Annotated in this window: 25 protein-coding genes and 1 pseudogene; 17 read left to right on the forward strand and 9 right to left on the reverse strand. The window is 69.6% G+C overall.

The annotated features are described in order from the left end of the window. Window positions 1-235: 235 nt before the first annotated feature. The 6 genes from ACWEKS_RS20150 (at window position 236) to ACWEKS_RS20175 (ending at window position 6,687) form a co-directional block, all read left to right on the forward strand. The gene (locus ACWEKS_RS20150) at window positions 236-988 is read left to right on the forward strand and encodes a lytic transglycosylase domain-containing protein (protein ID WP_452341543.1); all 753 of its coding nucleotides are present in this window, start codon (window positions 236-238) and stop codon (window positions 986-988) included. Between the two features lie 277 nt (window positions 989-1,265). Next, window positions 1,266-2,552 carry a phosphopyruvate hydratase gene (gene eno / locus ACWEKS_RS20155; RefSeq protein WP_354833209.1) on the forward strand — a complete coding sequence of 429 codons (1,287 nt, stop codon included), beginning with the start codon at window positions 1,266-1,268 and terminating at the stop codon, window positions 2,550-2,552. Window positions 2,553-2,621: 69 nt separating this feature from the next. Continuing rightward, window positions 2,622-3,314 (forward strand): FtsB family cell division protein, encoded by a 693-nt coding sequence (locus ACWEKS_RS20160; protein WP_452341493.1) that lies wholly within the window; start codon window positions 2,622-2,624, stop codon window positions 3,312-3,314. Continuing rightward, the gene (locus ACWEKS_RS20165; RefSeq protein ID WP_452341494.1) at window positions 3,311-3,859 is read left to right on the forward strand and encodes a DUF501 domain-containing protein; all 549 of its coding nucleotides are present in this window, start codon (window positions 3,311-3,313) and stop codon (window positions 3,857-3,859) included. The genes ACWEKS_RS20160 and ACWEKS_RS20165 overlap by 4 nt, the downstream gene beginning before the upstream one ends. Window positions 3,860-4,081: 222 nt before the next feature. Continuing rightward, window positions 4,082-5,086, forward strand: a complete 1,005-nt coding sequence (locus tag ACWEKS_RS20170; protein ID WP_364625096.1) for a Ppx/GppA phosphatase family protein — start codon at window positions 4,082-4,084, stop codon at window positions 5,084-5,086. A gap of 134 nt (window positions 5,087-5,220) precedes the next feature. Beyond that, the gene (locus tag ACWEKS_RS20175; RefSeq protein WP_452341495.1) at window positions 5,221-6,687 is read left to right on the forward strand and encodes a peptide MFS transporter; all 1,467 of its coding nucleotides are present in this window, start codon (window positions 5,221-5,223) and stop codon (window positions 6,685-6,687) included. A 9-nt stretch (window positions 6,688-6,696) separates the two neighbouring features. Here ACWEKS_RS20175 and ACWEKS_RS20180 read toward each other — a convergent pair whose 3' ends face one another. Then, window positions 6,697-7,008, reverse strand: coding sequence for a YciI family protein (locus tag ACWEKS_RS20180; RefSeq protein ID WP_364625100.1), 312 nt, complete (start codon window positions 7,006-7,008; stop codon window positions 6,697-6,699). Between the two features lie 189 nt (window positions 7,009-7,197). Between ACWEKS_RS20180 and ACWEKS_RS20185 the strand changes: the two genes are divergently transcribed. Beyond that, window positions 7,198-8,064 carry an alpha/beta fold hydrolase gene (locus ACWEKS_RS20185; protein WP_452341496.1) on the forward strand — a complete coding sequence of 289 codons (867 nt, stop codon included), beginning with the start codon at window positions 7,198-7,200 and terminating at the stop codon, window positions 8,062-8,064. A gap of 17 nt (window positions 8,065-8,081) precedes the next feature. On the opposite strand, the gene ACWEKS_RS20190 is transcribed toward ACWEKS_RS20185, so the two are convergent. After that, window positions 8,082-10,826, reverse strand: coding sequence for a helix-turn-helix transcriptional regulator (locus tag ACWEKS_RS20190; protein WP_452341497.1), 2,745 nt, complete (start codon window positions 10,824-10,826; stop codon window positions 8,082-8,084). A 345-nt stretch (window positions 10,827-11,171) separates the two neighbouring features. Here ACWEKS_RS20190 and ACWEKS_RS20195 point away from each other — a divergent pair, with 345 nt between their 5' ends. From ACWEKS_RS20195 to ACWEKS_RS20205, 3 genes are all read left to right on the forward strand, one after another. Then, window positions 11,172-12,644 carry an MDR family MFS transporter gene (locus ACWEKS_RS20195; protein ID WP_452341498.1) on the forward strand — a complete coding sequence of 491 codons (1,473 nt, stop codon included), beginning with the start codon at window positions 11,172-11,174 and terminating at the stop codon, window positions 12,642-12,644. Window positions 12,645-12,918: 274 nt separating this feature from the next. Then, window positions 12,919-13,209, forward strand: coding sequence for a nuclear transport factor 2 family protein (locus ACWEKS_RS20200; protein WP_452341544.1), 291 nt, complete (start codon window positions 12,919-12,921; stop codon window positions 13,207-13,209). A gap of 110 nt (window positions 13,210-13,319) precedes the next feature. Then, window positions 13,320-14,186 (forward strand): NAD-dependent epimerase/dehydratase family protein, encoded by an 867-nt coding sequence (locus ACWEKS_RS20205; protein WP_452341499.1) that lies wholly within the window; start codon window positions 13,320-13,322, stop codon window positions 14,184-14,186. Here ACWEKS_RS20205 and ACWEKS_RS20210 read toward each other — a convergent pair. Together ACWEKS_RS20210 and ACWEKS_RS20215 are read right to left on the reverse strand one after the other, a co-directional pair. After that, window positions 14,187-14,327: pseudogene (locus ACWEKS_RS20210) on the reverse strand (topoisomerase C-terminal repeat-containing protein); the annotation flags it as partial. A gap of 44 nt (window positions 14,328-14,371) precedes the next feature. Beyond that, window positions 14,372-14,740 (reverse strand): nuclear transport factor 2 family protein, encoded by a 369-nt coding sequence (locus tag ACWEKS_RS20215; protein WP_364625112.1) that lies wholly within the window; start codon window positions 14,738-14,740, stop codon window positions 14,372-14,374. A 370-nt stretch (window positions 14,741-15,110) separates the two neighbouring features. Here ACWEKS_RS20215 and ACWEKS_RS20220 point away from each other — a divergent pair, with 370 nt between their 5' ends. From ACWEKS_RS20220 to ACWEKS_RS20230, 3 genes are all read left to right on the forward strand, one after another. Beyond that, entirely contained in the window at window positions 15,111-16,232 is a 1,122-nt protein-coding gene (locus ACWEKS_RS20220) for a HoxN/HupN/NixA family nickel/cobalt transporter (protein ID WP_452341500.1), read from the forward strand. 169 nt (window positions 16,233-16,401) lie between these two features. Beyond that, window positions 16,402-16,989, forward strand: a complete 588-nt coding sequence (locus ACWEKS_RS20225; protein WP_452341501.1) for a hypothetical protein — start codon at window positions 16,402-16,404, stop codon at window positions 16,987-16,989. A gap of 135 nt (window positions 16,990-17,124) precedes the next feature. Then, window positions 17,125-17,763, forward strand: a complete 639-nt coding sequence (locus tag ACWEKS_RS20230) for a sigma-70 family RNA polymerase sigma factor (protein WP_452341545.1) — start codon at window positions 17,125-17,127, stop codon at window positions 17,761-17,763. Here ACWEKS_RS20230 and ACWEKS_RS20235 read toward each other — a convergent pair. Next, entirely contained in the window at window positions 17,747-17,986 is a 240-nt protein-coding gene (locus ACWEKS_RS20235) for a zf-HC2 domain-containing protein (RefSeq protein WP_452341502.1), read from the reverse strand. The two genes, ACWEKS_RS20230 and ACWEKS_RS20235, sit on opposite strands and share 17 nt — an antisense overlap. A 111-nt stretch (window positions 17,987-18,097) precedes the next feature. Here ACWEKS_RS20235 and ACWEKS_RS20240 point away from each other — a divergent pair, with 111 nt between their 5' ends. Together ACWEKS_RS20240 and ACWEKS_RS20245 are read left to right on the forward strand one after the other, a co-directional pair. Further along, window positions 18,098-19,303 carry an MFS transporter gene (locus tag ACWEKS_RS20240; RefSeq protein WP_452341503.1) on the forward strand — a complete coding sequence of 402 codons (1,206 nt, stop codon included), beginning with the start codon at window positions 18,098-18,100 and terminating at the stop codon, window positions 19,301-19,303. Between the two features lie 41 nt (window positions 19,304-19,344). After that, on the forward strand, window positions 19,345-19,722 hold the full coding sequence (locus tag ACWEKS_RS20245) for a hypothetical protein (RefSeq protein ID WP_452341504.1): 378 nt from the start codon (window positions 19,345-19,347) through the stop codon (window positions 19,720-19,722). A 39-nt stretch (window positions 19,723-19,761) separates the two neighbouring features. Here the strand turns inward: ACWEKS_RS20245 and ACWEKS_RS20250 are convergent, their stop codons facing one another. The 4 genes from ACWEKS_RS20250 to ACWEKS_RS20265 all read right to left on the reverse strand — a co-directional run bounded on the left by ACWEKS_RS20250 (window position 19,762) and on the right by ACWEKS_RS20265 (window position 23,492). Then, the gene (locus ACWEKS_RS20250) at window positions 19,762-20,553 is read right to left on the reverse strand and encodes a hypothetical protein (protein ID WP_452341505.1); all 792 of its coding nucleotides are present in this window, start codon (window positions 20,551-20,553) and stop codon (window positions 19,762-19,764) included. Then, window positions 20,496-21,374, reverse strand: a complete 879-nt coding sequence (locus ACWEKS_RS20255; RefSeq protein ID WP_452341506.1) for a metal ABC transporter permease — start codon at window positions 21,372-21,374, stop codon at window positions 20,496-20,498. Before ACWEKS_RS20255 ends, ACWEKS_RS20250 begins: the two co-directional genes overlap by 58 nt. Next, window positions 21,371-22,030, reverse strand: a complete 660-nt coding sequence (locus tag ACWEKS_RS20260; protein WP_452341507.1) for a metal ABC transporter ATP-binding protein — start codon at window positions 22,028-22,030, stop codon at window positions 21,371-21,373. Before ACWEKS_RS20260 ends, ACWEKS_RS20255 begins: the two co-directional genes overlap by 4 nt. Before the next feature lie 277 nt (window positions 22,031-22,307). Beyond that, entirely contained in the window at window positions 22,308-23,492 is a 1,185-nt protein-coding gene (locus tag ACWEKS_RS20265; protein ID WP_452341508.1) for an acyl-CoA dehydrogenase family protein, read from the reverse strand. Between the two features lie 85 nt (window positions 23,493-23,577). Between ACWEKS_RS20265 and ACWEKS_RS20270 the strand changes: the two genes are divergently transcribed. Both ACWEKS_RS20270 and ACWEKS_RS20275 read left to right on the forward strand, forming a co-directional pair. Continuing rightward, window positions 23,578-25,245 carry a CoA transferase gene (locus ACWEKS_RS20270; protein WP_452341509.1) on the forward strand — a complete coding sequence of 556 codons (1,668 nt, stop codon included), beginning with the start codon at window positions 23,578-23,580 and terminating at the stop codon, window positions 25,243-25,245. Then, window positions 25,242-26,888 (forward strand): AMP-binding protein, encoded by a 1,647-nt coding sequence (locus ACWEKS_RS20275; protein ID WP_452341510.1) that lies wholly within the window; start codon window positions 25,242-25,244, stop codon window positions 26,886-26,888. The genes ACWEKS_RS20270 and ACWEKS_RS20275 overlap by 4 nt, the downstream gene beginning before the upstream one ends. Window positions 26,889-26,902: the final 14 nt, after the last annotated feature.

A 26,902-nucleotide genomic window follows, 5' to 3' on the forward strand; every position in this document is an offset into this window, starting at 1 on the left:
AACGCTTTTCACCAACGGGAGGGCCTTCCTGGCTGGGCGGTGGCATGGTGATCTTGGCTCGGCGAAAGACGGTATTACCCCCGCGGAATTTTGGCAAGCCTTACCTAAGGGCGTGTCGTAGAAATAGCGGATGGATATGGGATTCCCGCGCGGAGGCCGGTCGAACACGATCGTTACCGGCGACCCGGGTGAACCGTGTTCACGGTGTTCGCCTCCACGCCGATCCATCTGGATGATGAATGGGGTGCGTATCCGAATGGCCGGCCTCCGGGCCCCGCTGACCCGCGCCGGCCTGCTGGGCACGGCCGCCGCGCTGGTATTGCTGACCGGTTGCGGGACAAGCAATCTCACGCCCGTCCCGAACGACATGCCACCGGGCGCGGGCGCACCGCTGCCGCCGATCGACCTGGATGCGCCGGGGCGCACCGCGATTCAGCTGCGGGACTGGGCGGAGGAACAGCACGGGCCGACCGGCATTCCGGTGCTGGCCCTGGAGGCCTACGGATACGCGGCCGCGGTGATGGCACGGTCCAAGCCGGAGTGCGGGATCGGCTGGACCACGCTGGCGGGCATCGCGAGCGTGGAGAGCCGGCACGGCACGCACGGCGGTTCGCGCATCGCCGATGACGGGACGGTGTCGCCGCCCATTCGCGGGCTGCCACTGGATGGTTCGCCCGGGCGCGCGCGGATTCTGGACGTGAGCTCCACCGAGGCGAATCCGGTGTACGTCCGGGCGATGGGTCCGTTCCAGTTCATTCCGGAGACCTGGCAGCGCTGGGGTGTGGACGCCAACGGCGACGGCAAGATCGATCCGGACAATATCGACGATGCGGCCCTCACCGCCGCGCGCTACCTCTGCGCCATGGGCGGCGACCTCACCGGCGCACCCGGCTGGCAGCAGGCGCTGCTCACCTACAACCAATCCACCAGTTATATGAACACCGTCCGCTACCGCGCCGCCGCCTACAGCGTGGGCCGCAGTGTCTGATTTGCCCTCCGCTCCGCTCCGGGCAGGTTCGCGGCGCTGGAGTCTCGTTCTTTCCTCCTCCGCTTCGCTCCCCCGCTACAAGCGCGGGGACGCGGAGCGCAGTCCAGAACGAGACGCGCCGCGAACCTGGTGTGTGGTCGTAGTAGTCGGGGAGTGTGTATATCTTGCGGGCGCGCCGACGGGGGGATGCGGCGGCGCGATCCCGGCACAGTAGGCTCGTCAGCGCACGGGTTCGCCGTGCGACCTGCCGAGTCAGCAGCCGAAGGAGTGTCGTTTCGTGGCCATCATCGAACAGGTCGGAGCTCGCGAGATCCTGGATTCGCGTGGCAACCCCACTGTCGAGGTCGAGATCGCTCTCGACGACGGCACCCTCACCCGCGCGGCCGTGCCCTCCGGCGCGTCCACCGGTGAGCACGAGGCCGTCGAGCTGCGTGACGGTGGCGACCGCTACCAGGGCAAGGGCGTGCAGAAGGCCGTCGAGGGCGTCCTCGACGAGATCGCCCCGGCCGTGATCGGTCTCGACGCCGTCGAGCAGCGCACCGTCGACCAGACCCTGCTGGATCTGGACGGCACCCCGGACAAGTCGCGCCTGGGCGCCAACGCCCTGCTGGGTGTTTCGCTCGCGGTGGCCCGCGCGGCCGCCGAGTCCTCGGGCCTGGAGCTGTTCCGCTACGTCGGCGGCCCGAACGCCCACGTCCTGCCGGTGCCGATGATGAACATCCTCAACGGTGGCGCGCACGCCGACTCCGGCGTCGACGTCCAGGAGTTCATGATCGCCCCGATCGGCGCGGCCACCTTCAAGGAGTCGCTGCGCTGGGGCGCGGAGGTCTACCACACGCTGAAGTCGGTGCTCAAGTCCCAGGGCCTGTCCACCGGTCTGGGCGACGAGGGCGGTTTCGCGCCGTCGGTCGCGAATACCCGTGCCGCCCTGGACCTGATCGCCTCGGCGATCGAGAAGGCCGGTTTCAAGCTGGGCAGCGAGATCGCGCTCGCGCTCGACGTGGCCGCCACCGAGTTCTACACCACCGGTGAGGGTTACAAGTTCGAGGGCAAGCTGCACACCGCCGCCGAGATGGCCCAGTTCTACGCCGGCCTGCTCGGCAACTACCCGATCGTCTCGATCGAGGACCCGCTGTCCGAGGACGACTGGGACGGCTGGGTCTCCCTGACCGACCAGATCGGCGACAAGGTGCAGCTCGTCGGCGACGACCTGTTCGTCACCAACCCGGACCGCCTGGAGGAGGGCATCGCCAAGGGCGCGGCCAACGCACTCCTGGTGAAGGTCAACCAGATCGGCACCCTGACCGAGACCCTGGACGCGGTCGAGCTGGCCCACCGCAACGGCTACAAGACCATGATGAGCCACCGGTCCGGCGAGACCGAGGACACCACCATCGCCGACCTGGCGGTGGCGGTCGGCTCCGGCCAGATCAAGACCGGCGCCCCGGCCCGCTCGGAGCGTGTCGCCAAGTACAACCAGCTGCTGCGTATCGAGGACGCCCTGGGCGACTCGGCGCGCTACGCCGGTGACGCCGCCTTCCCGCGATTCGCGTTCGAAGGCTGAATAATCGGTAGCTCGAGCCCCGACCCGGACCCCGAGAGTTGGGACTACTACTGAATTTCGAGGTGTGAGATGACGGAGCGACGGGCGCGCGGAACTAGTCCGGCAGGACGAAGTGACCGGCGCCCGTCGCGCTCCGCTCGCGCCAAGAGCGGCTCGGCCGGGAAGCGGAACGAATCCGCCGCCGTCCCGAAATCCGGTGCCGCCGCGAAATCTTCGAGCTCGAGCAGTAGCCGCGCGACCTCCGGGAAGCCGGCTCCCAAGCGTCGCACCGCCCCCAGGGCGGCCACGAAATCCGAACGGCACGAACGCAAGATCCTCGGCCTGTCCACCGGTCGCGCTGTGCTGCTGGCCGCCGTGCTGGCGGGGCTCGCGCTCACCCTGGCGGTGCCGCTGCGCACCTACTTCACGCAGCGCTCGGACGCCGCCGAGCTGGCCGCTCAGCATCGCCAGCTGGAGGAGGAGGTCGTGAGCCTGCGCGATCGCCGTGCGCAGCAACAGGATCCGAACTACATCAAGGCCGAGGCCCGGGACCGCCTGCGCCTGGTGATGCCGGGGGACACGCCCTACATCGTGCAGATCCCCGAGATCGAGCAGCCGGCCATCCCGACCCAGCCCGCCAAACCCCGGGAGCCCGACCCCTGGTACACGCAGCTGTGGCACAGCGTTTCCTCGCCGCAGCCCGTCGCCGCCCCGGCTCCCACCCCGCCACCCGCACCGGCGCCCCCGCCGCCCGCCCCCACCGAGGAAGGACAACCCAGGTGACCGCAGCCGAGAACGTCCCCGGCGAGCGCGATCTCGCGATCGTCGCCGAGCAATTGGGCCGGGCTCCGCGCGGCGTGCTCGCCATCGCCTACCGCACTCCGGACGGCCTGCCCGCGGTGGTCAAGACCGCGCCCAAGCTCCCGGACGGCACCCCCTTCCCGACCCTGTACTACCTGACGGACCCGCGCCTGACCGCCGAGGCGAGCCGTCTGGAGACCACCGGGCTGATGCGCGACATGTCCGAACGCCTCACCCGCGACCCGGAACTCGCCGCCGCCTACCGCGCCGCGTACGACAGCTACCTGTCCGAGCGCAATGCCATCGAGGACCTCGGCACCGACTTCGCGGGCGGCGGCATGCCCGACCGGGTCAAATGCCTGCACGTCCTCATCGCCCACTCCCTGGCCAAGGGCCCGGGCCTCAACCCGCTCGGTGACGAGGCCGTCGCCCTGGCGGCCGACCACGGCCTGCGCGGCACCGCCATTCCGGCCGACTGGCCGAAATACGAGGAGTACCGCACCGATTCGGAGACCGCCGGCGAATGAGCCGGCCGCGCCCGGATGAACAACTGGCTTGCACCGGTCCGGCGGGCGCGCACCGATGCGGAGCAGGGCGCGAGCTCAGCCGCTCTCGTGAGGTTCGATCGACCGCACCGGGCAGCGGGATGGGTAGGCTGCCGAGGGCGTGGAGTCGGCCGCGCCGCCGCGCGGGCCGGGTGGCCCGCTCGGCGAGATGTGTTCAGAACCAGTCGAATTCAGAGGTCAGGGATGAGCAACGCAGAGTTCGCGCGGAGTGCGGCCCCCGGTGCGGAAGCACACGAGCGGATCGCGGGCGTCGACTGTGGAACCAACTCGATCCGGCTCTTGATCGCCGATGTCGCGCGCGACGCCGACGGTAAGCCGCATCTGACCGACGTGCATCGGGAGATGCGGATCGTGCGACTGGGCCAGGGCGTGGACGCCACGGGTGCGCTGAATCCCGAAGCGATCGAACGCACCCGGGTGGCGCTGGGCGACTATGTCGACCTCATGCTGAAGCACGGTGTGACGCGGGTGCGGATGGTGGCCACCTCCGCCACGCGCGATGCCGCCAATCGCGAGGACTTCTTCACCATGACCGGCGTCGAGCTGGGCCGCGTGGTGCCGGGGGCCCAGGCCGAGGTCATCAGCGGCGACGAGGAGGCGCGGCTGTCCTTCGCGGGCGCCGTCGGCGAACTGTCCAGCGCCGCAGGGCCTTTCGTGGTGGTGGATCTCGGCGGCGGGTCGACCGAGGTGGTGCTGGGCGACGCGTCCGGCGTGCACGCGGCGTACTCGGCCGATATCGGTTGCGTGCGCATCACCGAGCGCTGCCTGCACGGCAACCCGCCCACCCGCGAGGAGGTCGCCTCGGCGCGCTTCTTCGCCTCGGAGCGGCTGGCGCAGGCGTTCGGCGTGGTGCCGGTGGAGCGGGCGCACACCTGGGTGGGCGTGGCCGGGACCATGACCACGATCGCCGCGGTGTCGCTCGATCTGCCCGAATACGATTCGGAGCGTGTGCATCTCACCCGCCTGCCGCTGGCCGACCTGCGCAAGGTGTGCGATCGGCTGATCGGCATGAACCACGACGAGCGGGCCGCGCTCGGGCCCATGCATCCGGGCCGGGTGGATGTGATCGGTGGTGGCGCGGTAATAGCCGAAGTGCTTGCCGATGAGCTGGCGCGGCGTGCCGGGATCCGCGAGCTGATTGTCAGCGAACACGACATCCTGGATGGCATCGCACTGTCCATTGCCTGATCAGATCACTTATCAAGCGGCTGCAGGGCATTTGCCCCTCGGCTCCGCGCACCATGAACATTCCCTTGGCGATTGTGACGCAGGTTAACATCTGAGGTTGCTGTCGGATTGCCTTTTATGGGAGGGTCGCCGGTATGTCAGGAGTAGCTCACGACGCGAAACCGGCCACTGAACGGACCCTGTTCGGCCACCCCATCGGTATCGCGAATCTGTTCGGCGTCGAATTGTGGGAACGGTTCTCGTTCTACGGAATGCTCACGATTCTCGGCTACTACCTGTACTACACGGCCACCGACGGCGGTCTCGGCATGGCCAAGTCCACCGCCACCGGCATCGTCGGCGCCTACGGCGGTCTGGTCTATCTGTCGACCGTGCTCGGCGCGTGGATCGCGGACCGGCTGCTCGGCTCGGAGCGCACCGTCTTCTACGGCGGCGTCGTCGTCATGGCCGGCCACATCGCGCTGGCCATCCTGCCCGGCCTGACCGGTGTCGGCGTCGGTCTGGTGCTGGTCGCGCTGGGATCGGGTGGCCTGAAGGCGAATGCCTCCTCGCTGCTGGGCACCCTCTACGAGAAGGACGATCCGCGCGCGGACGGCGGCTTCACCCTGTTCTATCTGGGTATCAACCTGGGCGCCTTCGCCGGTCCGCTGATCACCGGCCTGCTGCAGGATCACATCGGCTTCCACTACGGCTTCGGCGCGGCCGCCATCGGTATGGCAATCGGCCTCACCCAGTACGTCATCTTCCGCAAGAACCTGGGCGAGCACGGCCGCGACGTGCCGAACCCGTTGCCGCGCACCGCCATTCCCAAGGTTGTCACGGCCTTCGCCGCGATCCTCGTGGTGGTCGCCTTCGCCTGGGCCACCAAGCTGGTGACCCTGTCCAATCTGCCCGACGCCACCACCGTCGTGATCGTCGTGGCCTCGATCGCCTACTTCGCCATCATGCTCACCAGTGAGAAGGTGACCCCGATCGAGCGCACGCGGGTGCGCGCCTACATGCCGCTGTTCATCGCGAACGCGGTGTTCTGGTCGCTGTTCCAGCAGATCTTCACCGTGCTGGCGGTGTACTCCGACGAGCGCATGAACTGGTCCATCTTCGGCTGGACCGCGCCGTCGAGCTGGATCGGTTCCATGGAGCCGGTGTGGATCATCGCGCTGTCGCCGCTGTTCGCGATCATGTGGACCCGCCTGGGCATGCGCTCCCCGAGCACCCCGCGCAAGTTCTCGCTGGGCGTGATCGGGATGGGCGCGGCCTTCCTGCTGTTCACCCTGTTCGCGGGCGGCCACGGCAAGTCGGTGTCGTTCGTGATCGTGTTCTTCATCCTGGGCGCGTTCGCGGTCTCGGAGCTCATGCTCTCGCCGATCGGTCTCTCGGTCACGACGAAGCTGGCCCCCAACGCTTTTCGCGCTCAGATGATGGCCCTGTACTTCTTCTCGGTCGGCATCGGCACCTCGATGTCGGGCGTGCTGTCCAAGTTCTACGACCCGTCCCACGAACTGGTGTACTTCGGCATCACCGGCCTGGTGGCCATGGTTGTCGGCGCGATCGTCTGGGCCGTCGCGCCCTGGATCAGCCGCCACATGGAGGGCGTGCACTAACTCCCGTCGTCACATGCCCGGCATGGCCAGGAATTCGTAGATGTCGATGGTGCCGCCCCATTCGGTGTGCGGATGGCCCTTCAGCACCTCCTGAAGGGCTTCGCTGGAGTCGGCCTGCAGGATGGAGAAGCCGCCGATCCCGCCGTCGGCATTGAGGGATCCGGGTCCCAGCGGCGACCCGAGATCGACGATCGCCGACCCCGCCCGACCCGCCCAGTCCATCCAGGCCTTCATGCCCGCCGCCTGGGCTTCGGGGGTGGTCTGGGCCATCCGCTCGCGAGCGGACTGATCCGACTTGTAGATCACCAGGAATTTGGTCATCGGTGACTCCTGACTGTATCCCGGTCGAATCCGGCTGACCGGGCCTTTTCCGACTGGTTTGCCAATCGTATGCCGATGCTCCGGCCGATGGTGGGAATGGGTGGACGAACGCATCCGTCGACCCGTGCCGGGATACCGGTCGCGAGTACTTAAGTACGACAGATTCCCGGTCACGCGGATCTTCATACCGTGGTGTTCATCAAGTTCGAACCAGCGATCCGAGCCAAAGGGATTCCCATGTTCTTCACCACCCCCACCGACGGCACCACGCTCGCCTACGAGGACTACGGCACCGGACCGGCCATCGTGTTCGTCGCCGGGGCCATGCTCGCTTCCGATATGTGGGAGTACCAGATTCCCTTCTTCGCGGACCTCGGCTACCGCTGCATCGCCCTGGACCGCCGTGGCCACGGTCGCTCCGACCGGCCGCGCGGCGGCTACGACCTCGACACCACCGTCGACGACCTGGCGGCCCTGCTCGACCACCTGGACCTGACCGAGGCCACCCTGGTCGGGCATTCCACCGGCGGTGTGGAGATCGCCCGGTACCTGGCCCGGCACGGCGAATCCCGGGTGGCGCGAGTGGCTTTCGTCAGCTCGATGCTGCCGTTCCTGAAGCTCACCGACGACAACCCGGGCGGGGCTCCGGTGGCGGTGCTCGAGGACATGCTGCGCCGTATCCGCACCGACCGGCCCAGGTGGCTGGCCCGGCAGTCGCAGCTGTACTTCGCCGAGCAGTTCGGCACCGAGGTGTCGCCCGAGCAGTCGGACCTCACCTACCGGCAGTGCCTGTCGACCGCACCGTGGGCGACGCTGAAGATCCAGGAGGCGGTCTTCCACGCCGACAGCCGGGAAGCGGTGCGCGGCATCACCGTTCCGGCGCTGATCGTGCACGGCGACGCCGACTTCTCGGCGCCGATCGACATCACCGGCCGCCGCACCGCCGAGCTGCTGCCCGGTGCCACCTACCGCGAGTACCAGGCCGCCGGGCACGGGCTCTATGTCACCCATGCCGAGCAGCTCGACAACGACCTGCTCGAGTTCATCAAGGCATGACCCGGCAGGCGCGATGATCAATGAAGTTGTGCGGCAATATCCTTCAGCTCGCCCCGCGAGGTGACGCCGAGCTTCGGGTACGCTTTGTAGAGGTGGTAGCCGACGGTGCGGTGGCTCAGGAACAGCTGCGCGGCGATGTCGCGGTTGGACAGGCCCTGCGCGGCGAGGCGGACGATCTGCAATTCCTGCGGGGTCAGGCCGGTCGCGGTGCTGCGCGACGGACCCGGATCGGAATCCGGTGCGCCGGCCGCGGTGAGCTCGTGGCGGGCGCGCCTGGCCCACGGGTTCAGCTCCAGCCGTTCGAAGACCTCGAGGGCCTCGTGCAATCGGGTGCGCGCCTCGGCCTTGCGGCGGGCGCGGCGCAGCCATTCGCCGTAAAGCAGAGCGGTACGGGCGAATTCGATGGGGCGGGCCTCGCGGTCGTGCAGCTCGAGCGCCTTCGCGTACAGGTCTTCGGCATTCTTGTCGTCCAGCAGCGCGCGGCAGCGCAGCACCAGGGCATCGGCCCAGCCCTGTCCCACCGACTCCGCCCAGCCGGCGAAGTTCGCGAAAGGCGCCGCGGCGCGCTCCGGGGCTCCGATCCGCACGGCGGCCTCGATCAGATCCGGCACCGCCCGGGTGGCGCAAATATGATGATCGAACGGCGATTTCATCAATCGCTCGAAGCGCGACAGTGCCGATTCCGCTCGCCCGGCCCCGAGGTCGAGCAGTCCCAGCGACCAGTGCGCCCACGGTGCGCCCGGCGCGATCGCTCCCGGCGTATCCCCGGCTAGGCCGAGCTCGGCCTGCGCCCGGCACTCGTCCTCATCGCCGCGCAGTGCGTCCAGATGCGCCAGCACACTGCTGAGTTGACGCACCCACTGCTGCTGACCGGTGTCGCGGGCGAGGTCGCGGGCCTCGACCGTCGCCGTGCGCGCATCGCGCAGGCGGCCGGTGAAGATATCGGCCTCGCCGGCGAAGAAGAGGACGGTCGGCAGTCGCCCGGCGGCGCCGGCGGCGCGATGCTTGCCCTCCAGGGACATGGCCAGGTCGAAGGCGGGCCCGTCCTGGCCGCGCGCGAGCGCGATGCCGCAGAGGATCGACAGGACCTGGTCGGAAACCTCTCCCCGGGAACGGATTTCGCCGAGAATGTCCGTCAATGCCAAAGGCCGGCCCGGGCCACGCTCGAACAGCCGGCCGAGGAACTGCACCACCGGGGTCACCGGCAGCGCATCCGGCAATCGCAGGTACGCAAGGTGTTCGAGGACCTCCCGCAAATCGGCCTCGCCGAGATACCACCCGGTGTGCATGGCCTGCACCAGCATGTCCGCCGCCTGTGCGGGTCCGGTGGCCGCGATGCTCGTCGCCGCGTCGATCAGCAGCCGGTGCGCATCCGGAAACCTGCCCTGCCAGAAGAGGGCCAGCGCCCGCACCTGGGAAAGACTGGCGCGCAACGATTCCGAGCTCACCTCGCGAGCCGTGCGCCGGGCCAGCTCGGCCGCCCGCTCCAGATCACCCGACTCCAGCGCCGCCTGGGCGGCCAGCGTCTGACGTCGCGTCCGATCCTCCGGCCGATCACTGAGCCGGGCCGCCCGATCGTAGGCGGCGGCCGCCGCCTTGTGGCCGCCGCGTTCGCGCGCGCGAACAGCACTGCGCTCCAAGGCATCCGCCACCTCGGCATCGGGACCGAGGGCCGCCGCCGCGCGATGCCAGGCCCGCCGATCCGCCTGCTCGGGCGCGTCCAGCGCCTCGGCCAGGGCCCGGTGCACCGCCAATCGCTGTCCCAGCGGGGCACGTTGGTACACCGCCGCGCGAATCAGCGGGTGGCGGAACGTGATCGACAGGTCAGCGCCGGTCCCGCGCTGCAACAATCCGGCAGCCTCGGCGGGCGCGAGATCATCGATGCCCGCTCCCAGGCTCGCCGCCGCACGCAGCACGACGGCGGGCTCCGTGGATTCATCGGTGGCCAGCACGGTCAGCAGGGTCTGGGTCCGCTCCGGCAGCCGACTGATCCGGCCGTGGAAGGCCAGCCGCAGCCGATCGGTCAGGGGCAGCGCGCCCGCGGCGAGGTCCGGCGTCGATTCGGCGGCCATCGCCAGCGGCAGCTCGCGCAGGGCCAGCGGATTGCCGCGCGCCTCGGCCAGCAGCCGGTAGCGCACGGCCGGGGTGAGCGCATGCTCATCCAGCAGGGCGGCCGCCGCCTCGTGGGACAGACCGGTCAATCGCCGCTCCGGCAGCCCGGCGGCCTCGAACGATCCCTCGCCCTCGCGGACGCCGAACAGCATGGCCACACCCTCGGCCTGTAGCCGCCGGGCCGCGAACAGCAGCGCGTCCTGCGAGGCCCGGTCCAGCCACTGCGCGTCGTCGACCACGACCAACAGCCCGGCGCCGTCGGCATAATCGGTGAGCAGCGACAACACCGCCAGACCGGTGAGCATGGGCTCGCGCCCGCCGGGACCGAGGCCGAGTGCGCCCGCCAGCGCCGCCCGCTGTGGTTCCGGCAGGCCGGGCAGCCGGTTCAGGGCGGGGCGCAGCAGCAATTGCAGTCCGGCGAACGGCAATTCGGCCTCGACCTCGACGCCGGTGCCCCGCAGCACCCGTACGGCGTCCGCCCGCGCGGCGGCGTATCCGAGCAGCGCCGTCTTGCCGATCCCGGGTTCACCGCGCAGCACCAGCGCCGCGCTGCGCCCCTCGCGCGCACCCTCGATCAGGGTGTCGAGCGCCTGCTGTTCGCGCTCGCGTCCACGCAGCTGCGGAATGTGTTCGGCCACGGTCGTTCTCACACCCTCCCGCCCCGCGAGCGCACCATCGCGACGGGGCATCCTCCTCCATCATGGCGGGTTCCGGATCCGGGACCGATCCGAGCTCCCGTCCCCCCAAACGTGACCTGCCTCACTCGGCAATTTTGCCGAGTTCGATAAGTGCTGGTAGCAGCACACTTTCAGCATGCTATGGGGCTGCGGTTCACCCGATAATCGGATGAATTCTGTCGGACCCCGCCGGAATACTGACCGGAGACCGATGAGTTGAGTGATCTGTCCCCGTCTGCATGGATATGGCCCCCCGGACGGCACTGTCGCCGATTCCGCGTCACCCCCTCGAATACGAACACCCCCGGAGGTTTTCCGATGCCCGATCTATCCGCTAGCTCGACCAAGCAGCGGACGCCAACGGTCATCCGGTTGCTGGTGCTCGCGACCTTCACGGTGATCTTGAACGAGACCATCATGATCAATGCGATTCCGCGGCTCATGACGGATCTTCACGTGACCGAGCGGTCCGCGCAGTGGGTGTCCACGGCGTTCATGCTCACCATGGCGGCGGTCATTCCGGTGACCGGCTGGTTCCTGCAGCGTGTCACCACCCGGCGCGCGTACTCCCTCGCGATGGGTGTCTTCCTCCTCGGTACCGCGGTGGCCGCGATCGCGCCGTCGTTCGCGGTGCTGCTGATCGGCCGGGTCGTCCAGGCCGGCGGCACCGCGGTCATGATGCCGCTGCTCATGACCACCCTGATGACGGTCGTCCCCGAGCACGACCGCGGCCGCGTGATGGGCAATGTCACCCTGGCCATCTCGGTCGCCCCGGCCATGGGCCCGGTCATCTCCGGCCTGGTGCTCCAGATCGGCTCGTGGCGCTGGCTGTTCGCGCTGGTGCTGCCCATCGCCGGGGTGGTGACCTGGTTCGGGCTGCGCAAACTGGAGAACGTCGGTGAGCCGCAAACGGGTTCGATCGACTGGTTCAGCGTGGCGTTCGCGGCCCTCGGCTTCGGCGGGCTGGTGTACGGCCTGAGCAAGTTCGGCGCGGGCAGCGCGCTCACTCCGGCGCTGATCGTCGCCGGCGGTGTGGCCCTGGTCGCCATCTTCGTCTTCCGGCAGGTGTACCTGCAGCGCAACGGCAGCCCGCTGATGGATCTGCGAATCCTGTTGTCCGGCACCTACGCCAAGGCACTGGTCCTGATGGCCGTGGCCTTCCTGGCCATGATGGGCTCGATGATCCTGCTGCCGCTGTACCTGCAGAACCTGCGCGGCCTGAGCCCGCTGCAGACCGGTCTGCTGGTCATGCCCGGTGGTCTGGCCATGGGTCTGCTCGGTCCGACCGTGGGCCGGCTGTTCGACCGGTTCGGCGGCCGCGTCCTGGTGGTTCCGGGCGCGATCGGCATCACGGCCGCCCTCGTCGGCTTCACGCAGCTCTCGCTGACCATGCCGTATCCCGCGCTGGTGGCGCTGCACATCCTGCTGATGGTGTCGCTGGCCGCCGCCTTCACGCCGGTGTTCACGCTGGGCCTGGGCGCGCTGCCGATGCACCTGTACTCGCACGGCAGTTCCATGCTGGGCACGCTGCAGCAGGTGGCCGCCGCCTTCGGTACCGCGCTGGTGGTGACGGTCATGACGTCGCGGGCCACCCATCTGACCGATGGTGGCGCCAACCCGCTCGACGCCCACCTGTCCGGCATGCGGCTGGCCTTCGCGGTCTCCGCGGCGCTGGCGCTGATCGTCATCGTGATGGCGGTGCTGCTGCCCAACCGCGCCGAATCGCCGGAGCCGGTCGAGGATTCGCCCGAGGCCCTGGACGCCTCCGGCGTCGCACTGGTCAAGGACTGACTCTCCGAGCGTGAAAGCGCCCGTGGCCGAACGCCACGGGCGCTTTCACGTATCGGCGGTCCGGCACTCTGCATCGATAAGCGTCCTTTATCGCTGAGTGTGTGAGCTGCCCCTTGGTCGGGCTCGGGATTTCCAGTGAACTGAATGGCATGAGCAGCACAGACGAGACCCGGACGGTGATCGAGAACTACATTCGCGCCCTGCGGGCGGCGAGGCGGTCGAGCGGCGCAGCGAGTTCTTCGCGCCCGATGCCACCTGGACGCTGGCCGGGGACCTGCCGACCTCGGGCACCTGGGTCGGACCGGATCAGATCTTCCACGGCTTCCTGCCCGCCATGCTGGCGCGCTTCGACACCACCAAACCCATGAGCCAGCAGGTGCGTGGCGTGATCGCCGATGGGGACCGCGCCGTGGCAGAGTGGACCACCCGCGCGACCACCGTGACGGGCGCGGAGTATGTCAACGATGTAGTCATCGCCTTCCGCGTCGCCGACGGCCGAATCGCGGAAGCCCGGGAATATTTCGACACCGCGTACGCGAATCGCGTGCTGTTCGCCGGTAATTGACGTGCTGTTCGCTGGTAATCGAGAACGTACCCACTGACAGCGGAATACCAGTGCGGCCGACGAGGCTGTCGTGAAGACGGCCGGCGTGGCCGAGATGGAGGAGAAGATTCATGCGAGTACTGATCATCGGGGCCGGCGGCTACCTGGGTTCCGCAGTCGCCGAGCGCTTTACCGAACTGGGTCACGAGGTGGTGGCACTGGCACGGCCGGGTAAGGACGCCGGGGCCGGATTCGAGACGCGCACCGGCGATCTCGCCGATCCGGCATCCCTCACCGCCGCCGTCACCCCCGATATCGACGCCGTGGTCAATCTCGCCACCCCCAGTGGAAACGCGGACGTGGACGCCGCCGCCATCGCCGCCCTCACCGACCCGCTGCGCGGCACCGACAAGCCCTTCGTCTACACCAGCGGCGTCTGGGTTCTCGGCGCGACCGATGGCGCCGACGAATCCGCGGCCACCAACGCCATTCCCATCGTCGGCTACCGCCCGGTCATCGAACGCCAGGTTCTCGCCCTCGCCGATGCGGGCGTCCGCGCCGCGGTCATCCGCCCCGGCATCGTGCACGGCCGCAATGGCGGAATCCCCGCTCTCCTGGTCGATCTCGCTCGCAAGCACAATGCTCCGGTCGTCGTCGCCGACTCCGCTGTCGTATGGCCCACCGTCCATGTGGACGACCTGGCCGACCTCTTCGTGAAGGTCGTCGAATCGGCTTCGGCGGGCACCATCTGGCACGCCGTCACCGAGCCCGCCGTCTCGGTGCTCGACCTCGCCACCGCTGCGGCCCAGGCCGCCGGTGTCTCCGGCGATCCGGTGATCTGGCCCCTCGCCGAAGCCGAAGCCGCCCTCGGCGCTCCCTTCGCCGAAGCCTTGGCCCTCAGCCAATCCGTCACCGGTCACGCCGCCCGCGCCGACCTCGGCTGGAACCCCCAGGGCCCCAGCGCAACAGCCGACCTGAGCGCCGGTTCCTACCGCTGATCAACGTCGACCGGGTGGCCGCCCGCATCGAGCGGCCACCCGGCCTCGCTGGAGTTCCGGCAGCCCGCGTGCCCGGCGGTCCGCCAGCAGCTCCGAAGCCCGAGCGTCGGTGATGGATTCGACCTCGTCGCCCTTGCGCAGGCATCGCCGACCGTCGCGCCGCCGAACTGCGTGCGGCGCAACGATCAAGCCCCGGCGGGAACCTTGTCGAGGAAGCCGTAGACGCGTTCGATGCGCCCGTCCTCGGCGAGGGCGGCGACATCGAAGCCGACGACCAGGGGCTCCGCGCCCGGGGTGCCGAGGTGCCAGGTGAAGCGGGCGATGTGGTGGTTCGCGTCGACCGGAGCACCGAGGCTGAACTCCAGTCCGGCGAACTGAGCCTGGACCGCGGCGATGGTGGCGTCGAGTCCGGCGTGCCCGCGGACCGAGCACAGCGGGTCGGTGTATTCGGCGTCGTCGGTGAACAACTCGGCGACCAGGGCCGCGCGGGCCGAGGCGTCAGTGGTGTTCCAGGCGGTGAGGTAGCGCTGGACGAGTTCGTTGATGTCGCTCATGTCGGTTCTCCTTGCTGGTGCGAACTTGATGAGCACAACGTTATGAAGAATGCCGGACCTGGGAATCTGTCGTACTTAAGTACTCATGACCGGTCTCCCCGCGCCACGGTTCCCCGGTCGTCCGGAGACGGTCCATCACGAATCCGATGTCGTTCGGGCGCGGGATCGTCCGGGCCCGCTGCCCGGCGGGGTCGCTGGCACTGCTCTGTATAGTCGGGCGAACATTTTGTGACGATGGTGGGAACCCGGTGGGAATCCGGGACGGTCGCGCCACTGTGTCCGGGCCGCTACGGCGGTACGGGAGTCAGACCTCACATCGCCACAGCCCTACGTGCGGGGACGCGGGTTCCCCGAGAAGGTCTCTGCGCGCATGTCTGTCGATTCTGCTTCGAATTCCGCTGTCCCCGCGCGCCGTCGGTTGCGGCATGTCCTGCACGACTGGTCGCGGCGGGACTGGATCGAGGCGGGGGTGCTGCTCGGGGTGGTCGCGGCGATCCATCTGGTGGCGTTCGGGCTGCTGTTCGGGGCGGTGGCGCCGCACAGCTATCAGCTCGGGTCGCAGGTGTTCGGGGTCGGATTGGGTTTCACCGCCTACGCGTTCGGCCTGCGGCACGCGTTCGACGCGGACCACATCGCGGCGATCGACAATACGACCCGGAAGCTGATGGCCGATGGGCAGCGGCCCAAGTCGGTGGGGTTCTGGTTCGCCATGGGGCACGCGACGATCGTGTTCGTGCTGGCGGCGCTGGTGGTGGCCGGGGCGCGGGTGGTCGGCGAGCTGGTCGACGACGATTCGCCGACCCGCAAGACCCTGGGTGTCGTCTCGACGGTGGCGTCCGGATCGTTCCTCTATCTGATCGGGCTGCTCAATGTGGTTGCGCTGATCGGGATCTGGCGGGTGTTCCAGCGCAGCCGGCACGGCGAGTTCGATGCCGAGGAGCTGGAGGCCGCCCTGCAGGCCCGCGGTGCACTGGCCCGGCTGCTGGGCCCGGTCATGCGGGCGGTGCGCCGGCCGGCGCAGGTGTATCCGGTGGGCGTGCTGTTCGGGCTGGGCTTCGACACCGCCACCGAGGTCGCGCTGCTGGCCCTCGCCGGTTCCGGGGCTGCGGCCGGGCTGCCCTGGTACGCGATCGTGGTGCTGCCGCTGCTGTTCGCCGCGGGCATGAGCCTGATGGACACCCTCGACGGACTGTTCATGAACGTGGCCTACGACTGGGCCTTCTCCGAACCGATCCGCAAGATCTACTACAACCTGACCATCACCGCGCTGTCGATCGCGGTGGCGCTGGTCGTCGGCTCCATCGAACTGATCACCGTCCTGCACGACGACGCCGACTTCGTCAACCCGATCACCGACTGGATCGCCGGAATCAACCTGAACAATGTCGGATTCGGCATTGTCGGACTGTTCGTGCTGGCCTGGATCATCGCCGTCGCCTACTGGCGCTGGGCCAAGGTCGAGCAGCGCTGGACCTCGGCCCCGTCGGAATGAATCCGGCCTGCTGGCCGAAGTGTGCGCACCGCCGGCGGTGAACCCGGGCGGGACCTGCACCGTCGTATCGACGTGTGCCCGATCCCGCCACTGCATTCATGGGATGACATGAGGTCGAGAAGCCCTCTGGCACAGGCGTTCGCGTGGTGATGCGACGATGGAGCTCGCCATGACCGACCCACTCGTGACCCCGGTGTCGCGTGCCGTGCGGGCGGCGATTTTCGCCGTGATCGCCGTCGCGGTGTCGGCCGCTGGGCACGGTCACGTGGTCGGGCACGGGCTGTCGTTCTCGGCCCTGGTAGTGGCGTGCGGCGGGACCGCCGCAGTGGCATGGGCTTTCGCCGATCGGCAGTGGGGTGTGCTGCCCATCGTCGGTGGTCTGGCCGGCATGCAGTTGGTGCTGCATCTGTGGTTCGGGCTCGCGCCGATGTCGGGCGGCCACATGAACCATGTTGCTGGGATGAGCGGCGCCGTGAGCGCCGGGTCCAGTACTCCTGCGATGATCTCGGCGCACTGCCTGGCCGCGATGTTCTGCGGCCTCTGGCTGTGGCGCGGTGAACGGGCTTTGTTCGCATTGCTGCGCGCGCTGTATGCGCGTTTTTTCGTGCCGCTGCTGCTCGTCTATCTCCATCCGAGTGTGCCCGCCGGTCTCCCGGCCGGGCGGGTGGCGGAGCACCGGGTTCCGAAGCCGTCGGAAACCCTGCTGCGGCATGTGCTGGCTCGACGCGGCCCGCCCGCGTGTGCATTCCAGGTCTGAACAGTTCACTGCCGGTGGCGAATTCGCCCACCGGTGACTGATCGACCGCCCCCTTCGCGGTGCGCCGCTGATCGTGCGGCGACCGATTCCGATCGACGTCTCATTGCTGTGGCGTCTGCAATCGAAGGCTTGGCAATGCACCTAATCCCTTCCGCGCCAGCGTCTGCGCGCGGCCTCGTCCGGGCGAACCCGGCCCCGAACAGTCCCGCGGTCTCGGCGGATGATCAGCTGACCGCGCTCGCGCTGGCCGCCGGTCGTGGCGACCGGGGCGCCCTCGAAGAATTCATTCGCGGGACCCAGCGCGACATCTGGCGTTTCACGGCGCATCTGACCGATGTGCAATCCGCCGACGACCTCACACAGGAGACCTACCTCCGCGCGTTGCGCAGCCTGCCCGGTTTCGCCGGCAGGTCCTCGGCGCGAACCTGGTTGCTGTCCATCGCCCGGCGCACCGTCGTGGACCGGATCCGGAGCGCCGCGGTGCGCCCGAAGAAGGCCTCCGGCGACTGGCAGACCGTGATCGATGAACGCTGCGAGCGTGACAGTTCCGACTTCCCCGAAATGCTCGCCATCGCCGACCTTCTGCGCGGCCTGCCCGACGACCGCCGGGAGGCGTTCGTGCTCACCCAGATGCTCGGGCTGTCCTATGCGGAGGCGGCCCAGGCCGTCGGCTGTCCGGTCGGGACCGTCCGGTCGCGGGTGGCCCGTGCCCGGGAATCCCTCGTCCTCGCATGGCAGGAGCCCGACCGGCCCATCGTCACGAGACCGAGCTGAGCGGCGAGTTCGGCGGCAGTTGTCGCAGGATGCCGGCCGTGAGGTCGGGTACCGAGGGTCTGGGAATCGCTGTCAGCGTCCGCTGCAGCGATTCCGCGCGCAGGTACCAGGAACGGCAGTCGGCGCAGGCGTCCAGGTGCCGATCGGCCGATTCGGCCGCGATGGGCTCCTGTTCGCCGTCGATTCGCGCGGACAGCGCTTCGCGGATCGTTTCGCACCTCATGGCTCAATGGTCGCGCAGGCCCGGCGGGAAGTTCCCGGCGGGCCGGACGGCGACGCGGGTCCCGGGCGAATCCGCGGGAACCGGGGCCGCCGTTCGTTCGACTTGTCGGGTGTGAGTGTGCGCGCGGAAACCCCGGCGGTCACGGCTGTCCGCAGCTCGGTGCTGACGGCGCTGCTGACCACGGCGATGGCCCTGTCCATGCTGCCGCTGTTCCTGCTGGGCGCGCTGGGTCCCCGGCTGGTCGGCGAATTCGGCATTGCCACACGGCAACTGGGATTACTGGTGGCTGCCGGGTTCGGGGTGGCGGCGGTACTGTCGCCGGTGGTCGGTCCGATGGTGGCGGCGCTGGGAGCCCGGCGCTGCCTGATCGGAATGTTCGCGCTGTCCGCGCTGGCCCTCGCCCTGTTCGCGGCGGCACCGGGCTACGCGGGGCTGGTGGCGGCGATCGCGGTGTCCGGGCTGGGACAGGCCCTGGCCAACCCGGCGACGAATCAATTGATCGCAACCCGTGTTCCGGCCGCCGTGCGCGGTGCCGTGGCGGGATGGAAGCAGTCGGGCGTGCAGTTCGGCGCGTTTCTCGCGGGACTGCCCCTGGCGGCGATCGCGGGCGCGGTGAACTGGCGCGCGGCCGTGGCCACGGCGGCGGCGATCGCGGCGCTCGCGGTGGCGGCGGCGCTCACGGTGGTGAAAGATCCGCAGCCGCCGCGTCTTCCACCACTGGTGGTGGCACGCCCGCACGGCGACGCGGGCTGGATGTGCGGCTACTCGGTACTGCTCGGGACCGGAATCTCGGCGATCAACACCTATATCGCGCTGTACGCCGCCAAGCAGCTGGGGCTGTCCGCGGGCGCGGCGAGCACCCTGGTCGCCGTGCTCGGCGTCGCCGGAATCGCCGGGCGAGTGGGCTGGACCCGATGGTCGTCCCGATTGCCGACCCCGGCGATCCTGCTGGGGCCCTTGGCCCTCGGCGCGGCGGTCGCGGCGCTGGGAATTCTCACCGGGACCTGGTGGAGCGGGTGGGTGTGGCTGGGCGCGCTCGGCATCGGCTGCTGTGCGGTCTCGGCGAATGCCGTCTCGATGATGACCGTCATCGCGACGGCCGCGCCCGAGCACGTGGGCCGCGACTCGGCGGTGGTGTCGGCGGGGTTCTTCGCCGGATTCGTCATCGGGCCACCGGTTTTCGGTGCGCTCGTGGACGCCTCGGACGGCCGCTACGGACCCGCGTGGACCCTGGTGTCGGGGGCGTTCCTGGCGGCCGCAGCGGTGGCATGGTGGTGGCGTGCGCGGACCGCGCGACGAGCGAAGCCTGATGCCTGATGACCTCGGAGACGGGTCGAATGGGCCGGACACTCCCGGGCATGCGCGCAGCCGCTGCACTGGAGCCGATCCTCGACAGGATCGCGGTCACCGAAGCGGCTGTGCGAGACCGATTTCCGCTGTACGCCGAGCCGGACGCGGGGGAGTGGACGACGACCCGCCGCGGCTCCTGGGCGGCGGGGTTCTGGGTCGGACAACTGTGGCTGCGGGCGCGACTGACGCGGGATACGCGGCACCGGGACGTCGAGGTACTTGTCGGCGAGCATTTTTCGACCGGTGAGTCGCCGGGGCGACTGTTGAACGGCCGCTACGACCTGTCGCGCGGTCTGGCGATCCGCCACGAATTGATCTGGGGCGACTTCTTTCTCATGCTGGCGCTGGCGATCCTGTCCGGCGAGGTCGATCCAGCCGAACTGTGATCGCCCCGCCGGACACGCCGCCCAGCCCGGCCCGGCCGCTCAGCCGTGCATCGCCGCGGTGAGCTTGGCGGCGGCGTCCCGGTACACCGAGAGCAGATCCTGGTCCTGCGTGGGGTAATTGGTGAGATCGATCTGCTTGGCGGACGAGCCGGGCAGCACCTGGCCGGTGCTCATCTGCTCATTGCCCAGCACGTACTGCGGATTCTTGGCGGAGAGGTCCGCGACCTGCCCCGGGGTGATGGGCGCCGGACCATAGGTGCCGAGCACCTGCGCGCCGGACAGCTGGGCGGCGAAGCCCATGAACGCCTGCTGCACCACCTTCGGCGGCTGCCCGCCCGGCCAGGCGGTCTTGACGTCGGTGGCGAGCTTGCCGTACTCGGTCTCGAAATCGACGATCCATTTGTCGGCGGTGGTGCGGGTGCCGAACAGGTCGCCCAGGCGGCGCACCTCGGATTCCATGGTGTCCTTGGCATTGTCGAGATTGACCTCGACCAGCTTGGCCTTGGATCCGGCCGCGTCCTTGATCTTGCCCGCGAAGCCTTCGAACTGCGCGTACAGCACGAAGTCGGCCTTGGCGACCGTGGCCAGATCCGAGGGCTTGGGATCGTAATCGGGGGCGTGCTTGATGGCGGCGGGCACGATGACCGTCACGTCGGAGGCCCCGGCGGCCTTGGCGAACGCCGCCTCCCACGAACTCGCGGCCACCACATGCGGGCCGTTGTGGTCATGGTCGCTGCTCGAGGAACAGCCGGTGGCAACGGCCGCACCGGTGATCAGTGCAACGGCACCGATCGCGATGCGCGCGAGCCGGTTTCGTCGGATGAGGGCCATCCTCGTCTTCTCCAATCGGGTATCACATGAACGACGAGGGCGACGGCCCCCGCCAAGAGCACCAGGACCGGACCGGGCGGCAGGTCCAGTGCCACCGCGAGCGTGAAGCCCGCGATATTCACCACCACGCCCACCACGACCGCCGTGATCGCCATGGTGGTCAGCGAATTCGCGAGCCGGCGCGCTGCCAGGGCGGGCAGCAGGGTCAGCGCGTCCACCAGCAGCGCGCCGGTGAGCCGGATGCCGGCGGCCACCGCGATCGCGACCAGCACGAGCAGGATCAGGGTCAGCCGATCCACCCGCACGCCCGAGCAGGCAGCCAGCTCCCGGTCGTGCAGCAGCAGTCCGATCTGGCGGCGGCGGAGCACGAACAGCAGCGGCACCACCGCGGCGAGCACACCCAGCAGCACCACATCGGCGGTGCGGGTGGCCAGGATGGATCCCCAGAGCAGTTCGAACGCGCCATTGGCGTTGACGCCCGAGATCGACAGCACCAGCAGCGCGCCCGCAATGGACAGGCTCATCAAAAGGCCCATGGCCCCGGACAATCCGGTGCGGCTGCGGGCCAGCGGCGTCAGCGCCGCCCCCGATCCGCCGCAGGCCACCAGGGCGCAGAGCATGGGGTCCAGCCCGGTCAGCATGCCGACCGCGATGCCGAGCAGCGCCACGTGCATCATGGCGAACCGCACCGGCATGATGTCCAGCCCGATGATGACCACGCCCACGATCGGCAGTCCGACCGCGCCCAGCACCAGCGCGAACAAACCGCGCTGCACCGGAGCCAGCTGCCACACGTCCATGAAATTCGCCGCACTGTTCACACGATCTCCTCATGCCGGGCGGGGATTTCGCGCAAGCGGCCGTCGGCCATCTCGAGCACGCGATCACAACGGTCGGCCAGCGCGCGATCATGGGTGACCACCAGCACCGTCACGGGCAGCGCCACCAGCAATTCGACCGCTTCGGCTTGGCCGGCGAAATCGAGTGCGGCCGTGGGCTCGTCGGCCAGGAGCAGCCGTGCGCCCGCGGCGAAGCAGCCGACCGCCCGGGCCAGATACATGCGCTGCAACTGACCGCCCGACAGCGTGTCCAGCGGCCGATCCGCGAAGTCCGCCACGCCGAGCCGCTCACCGGCCTCCAGCGCCGCGCCGAGATCGCCACTGCTGACCAGCAATTCGCGCGCCAGCAGCGGAAACCGGCCGGACGCCTGCCGCTGCGGAATCCACGCGGCGACCTTGCGCCGGCGGTCCCAATCCCGTGCCGACCGCGCCCGATCCCCGTCCACGGCAATGACACCCGACGACACCGGGTGCAGCCCCAGCAGCGCGCGCAGCAGTGTCGTCTTCCCGGACCCGTTGGTACCGGTGAGCGCTACCCGCTCACCGGGCTCGACCACCAGATCGACCTCTCGCACGACCGGCCGCCGGTCGTGCGCACAGCACACCCCGGTCAGCTCCACCCTCGATCCCGCTCGCACCCTCAGCTCCCACTCGTCGTCGATCCACAAGTCGTGCCGCGAATCGATTCGGTTCCCGGGATTTCGAGGTCGCCGTCCGCCGCTGCCCGCCTCTCGCGGACGAACCGGGCCAGGGCCGACGTGGCTCGATCCGCGATCCACCCTCGGCTCGGCACAACGGGTTGCGATGGTCTCCGCCTGAATCAGCTGGGACAGAGGCGACTTCGTCGCGATGTGAACAGCTGTCGTGCCGGCGGACGACTACCACGGGCCGGCGATCGCCGTAGTGGGTGGGGCGTCAGTGGGCGGGCGGTCGACCCTGGCCGGAGTAGTCGCGCAGGAGGCGGCGAGCGGTGGCGGTGATGTGGAATTCGTCGGCGCCGTCGAGGATCCGGGCGGCGCGCGCGGTGCGCAGCAGGCGGGGGAGACCCGTTGCGGCGGTGAGACCCTCGGCGCCGTAGACCTGGATGGCGGCATCGACGGCGGTGCCGAGGGCGCGGGCGGCGGCGGTCTTGGCCAGGCCGACTTCGATCTGGGCGGGGGCGTCGGCGGCCACCGGGCGGGCGGCCTCGGCGGCGAGCAGCCGTGCCGAGCGGAGCTGTAGTTCGGACTCGAACACCAGCTGCTGGATCAGTTGGCGATCGGCGAGAACGCCGTCGCCGAGCCGGCGTTCGCTCGCGCGGCGGGCGAATTGTTCCACGGCGCGCTGGGCCTGCCCGATCCAGCGGAGGGCGCGCAGGGTGCGCCCGAGCGCGAGCCGTTCGGCCGCCAGCGTCATCCCCGCGCCGACCGTGCCCAGCAGGTGCGTGCCGGGCACTCGGACCCGGTCGAATTCGATCTCGTGCTGGCCGCCCGCACCGAGCACGTCGACCTCGCGGATCACCCGGAATCCCGCGGCGGTGGTCGGTACGGCCAGGATCGAGAACGCCTGCCGGGTGGGCAGATTCACGCCGGTGCGGGCGACGACGAGTACCCAGCCGGCACGGGCGGCGGCCGTGATGAACCATTTGCGGCCGGTCACGATCCATTCACCGGACCCGTCGCGGACGGCGGTGGTGCGCAGGCCGCTCGGGTCGGATCCGGCCACCCCGGGCTCGGTCATGGCATACGCCGCCTTGGCGGTTCCGGCCACCAGCTCCGGGAGCAGGCTCGCGCGCAACTCCGGATGCGCGTGTGCGCCCAGCATGCGGACGGTGAGCAGAGCCGAGGAACCGAGCGCCTCGGGCCCGTGATCGCTGCGGCCCTCCAGCTCCGCGAGCGCGAGGTAGTCCGCCAGCGGGACGCCTCCGCCGCCGTGCTCCCGTGGCAGCGGCAGCGCCCAGAGACCGGCGGCAATGGCTTGCTCGCGCAGTGTGGCCCACACCGCACCGTCATCGGCGTCGAGGGCGTCCTCGAGTGGAATGACCTGGGAGTCAACGAATTCCTGGATCCGGCTCGGCAGGGTCGCGGACAGGGCGGACACAGTGGGTGATTCGGGCGACATGTTCCGATCGAACCATTTGTCGGAACTCTTCCACCCTTCCGGCCGACTCGTTGACTGCACACCCGAATCCGGCGGAAGGCGCGCAATGTCGCACACACACGCAACCATCCCGGCGGTCGCTCCCTTGCTCGCGGGCGCGACCGCGACCGTCAGCGGGTCCGGCGCGGCGGCCGAGGTGCTGCGCATCCATCTCGGCGCGCTCGGCGCCGCCGTCACCGTCGGTGATCTGCCCCGTGGCGTGGCGGCGACGGCGCACCTGGCCCTCCCGGACGGCACCCGGCGCGCACTGACCGTGGACTGGGCGGGCCCGGTCGACGAACCGGCGCTCACCAATGAGACTGCCGTGCAGGCGATCTGCGGGGTCATGCACGTGAACGGCCGCCGGGCCGGTCGCCCCCGGGGACTCTCGGTCGACTATTGCGAGACCGCCGCGGGAGCCCTCGCCGGCACCGCGTTGCTGGCCAGCCTGCTGACCGCGCCCGGCGGCCTCGCCCGGGTCGAGACCAGCGTCGCCGAGGCCGCCCTGCTGTCGATCTCCCAGTACCTGGCCGCGGCCGGCGGCGACGATCCCGAAGCCGTGGACCTCGCCCCGGGTGGCCCGCCGTTCACCAGCGCCGACGGCATCCGATTCGAAATCGAGTCGCTGCAGCCGGAACCGTGGGGTGCGTTCTGGACCGAGCTGGGCGCGGAACCCAGGGCCTGGCGAAAAGGCTGGCGCCCCTTCCAATTCCGCTACGCCACGGCGACCGCGCCGCTCGCCGAGAACCTGCACGACACCACCCGTGCGCACACCTTCGACCAGATCCGGGTGGCCGCCGCGCACTCCGGGGTCCAGGTGTGCCGCCTGTACAGCGCGGCGGAGTCCGGCACGCCGTCCCCCCAGTCGCTGCCCGCGCCGTGGACCGTGCTGCCGGTCCCGAATTCGCCGCTCGCCCAGCCGGATCGATGTCGTGGCACCCTCGAAACTCCGCTGAGCGGCCTCGTCGTCCTGGAGGCGGGCCGCCGGGTGCAAGCGCCGCTGGCCGCACACCTGCTGCGCCTGCTCGGAGCCGACGTGACCCGCATCGAGCCGCCAGGCGGTGACCCGCTGCGCGAGATGCCGCCGTGCAGTGGCGATCTGTCGTCGCGCTGGCTGGCCCTCAACCGGCGCAAGCGGGCGGCCGAATTCGACATCAAGTCTGCCGCCGACCGGAAGCGACTGCGGGCTCTGGCCGCCGAATCCGGTGTCTTCCTGCACAATTGGGCTCCCGGCAAGGCCGAGCAGCTGGAGCTCTCGGCCACCGACATGCCGCCCGGCGTAGTTCACGTCTACACCTCCGGCTGGTCCGGCCTCGACCTCGGTGATCTGCCACCCGGCACCGACTTCATGGTCCAGGCCCGCACCGGCCTCGCGGAACTGGTCGGCCCGCCGTGTGCGCCGCCCGCGCCCTCGCTGATGACCCTGCTCGATGTGCTGGGCGGCATCCTCGGAGCAGAAGCCGCCGTCGCCGGACTGCTGCTGCGGCAGCGTGACCGCACCGGTGCCGCAGTCGAGAGCAGCCTGTTGAGCGCCTCGAATACGCTGCGCCGCTGCGGTGTCCGCCCGCAGACGGCGGATCGGCAGCCGATTCCCGACGAGGACGGCTGGACGACCGGCACCGTGGCGGTCGCCACCGATCTCGGTGACCTCCTCACCGATGCGCGCTTCGCCGCGGTGATCGGCCGCGACGAATTCGGCTGCCCCGCCCTGAGCACCCCGTGGCGAATCTCGTGAGCGGCGCCGAAAAAACCGTCGCGCACTGGTATTCGGACCTGGTGCCCGCCGAGCTGAGGAATTCCTGGGCGCGAGCCGGGTACTACCCCGGCCGTGACATCTACTCGCTCTACGCCGCACGGTGCGCACAGCATCCGGACAAGCCCGCGGTGATCGACGCCGATGGCACCGTCACCTACGCCGAACTCGATGAACAGGCCCGGCGGCTGGCGGCCGGTCTGACCGGTCTCGGCGTGACCGCTGAAGACGTTGTCGCCGTGCAGCTTCCGAATGGCCGCCTGGCCTGTGCCGCGGACCTGGCCATCGCGGCGCTGGGGGCGGTCGCGCTGCCGTTCCCGGTGGGACGCGGCGGCCGGGAAGCGGCGAGCCTGCTGCGGCGCTCCGAAGCCGTCGCCGTCATCACCCTGGCCGAACACAATGGCTTCCCCTGCGCCGCAGGCATCCGCGAAATGGCGGCCGAGCTCCCGGCACTCCGCGCGGTCGTCGCCGTTGGACGGCACGTCGCGCGCGGCTGCGTGCCCGTGCACGCCCTGCTCGCCACCGACGCGTGCGAATTCCGCGCCCGGACCGTGGATCCCGACGGCCCGGCCCGAATTCTGGTCACCTCCGGTTCGGAGGCCGAACCGAAAATGGTGCTCTACTCGCACAATGCGCTCGCAGGCGGGCGCGGGGCCATGCTGGCCGCGCTGCACGAGGATCCGGCTGCCATGCGCAATATGTTCCTGGTTCCGCTCGCCTCGGCGTTCGGTTCCAGCGGCACGTCGGTCACCCTGGCCACCCTGGGGGCGACGCTGGTGTTGCAGCCCAGGTTCGAGCCCGCCGCTACGCTCGCCATGGTCGAAGGGGCGGCTCCCACACATCTGCTCGGCGTTCCCACCATGTTGCGGATGCTGTTGGATCATCCGGCCATCGGTTCCGCGGACCTGTCGAGCCTGCGGGCGGTGGTGGTCGGCGGCTCCGCCCTCGACACGCCGACCGCCGTGCGTGGTCGCGAGGCGCTGGGCTGCCCGGTGGTCAACCTCTATGGATCCGCCGACGGCGTCTCCTGCCACACCGCCCTCGACGATCCGCCCGAACGCGCCACCACCGCTGGCCGTCCCCATCCGGCGGTCACCGAAATCCGGGTCGTGGACCGGGAATTCACCACCCTGCCACCAGGATCGGTAGGGGAGATCGTCTCCCGCGGGCCGATGTCGCCGATGTGCTACGTCGACGACGCCGAACTGGATCGCACGCTGCGCACCCCCGATGGCTGGACCCGGACCGGCGACCTCGGCGTCCTCGATCCGGACGGATACCTGACGATCGTGGGCCGCAGCAAGGATGTCGTCATCCGGGGCGGGCTCAATATCAGCCCGGCCGAGGTGGAATCGCTACTCCTCACTCATCCGGCCATCACCGACGTGGCCTGCGTGGCCGTGCCGGATCCGCTGTACGGAGAACGGTTGTGCGCCTGCGTCGCTGCCACCGCCACGCTCACCCTGCGCGATCTGACCGAGCATCTCGCCGGGCGCGGCTTGGAACCGCGCAAGTTCCCGGAGCGCTTGCTCGTGTTGCCCGCGCTGCCGCTGGGCCCGGCGGGCAAGGTCGATCGCCGCGCCCTGCGCCGGATGGCGGAATCTCACGAAAACCCGTCCGCCTGAAAATAATTCGGTGA

Source organism: Nocardia sp. NPDC004711 (genome assembly GCF_053601595.1).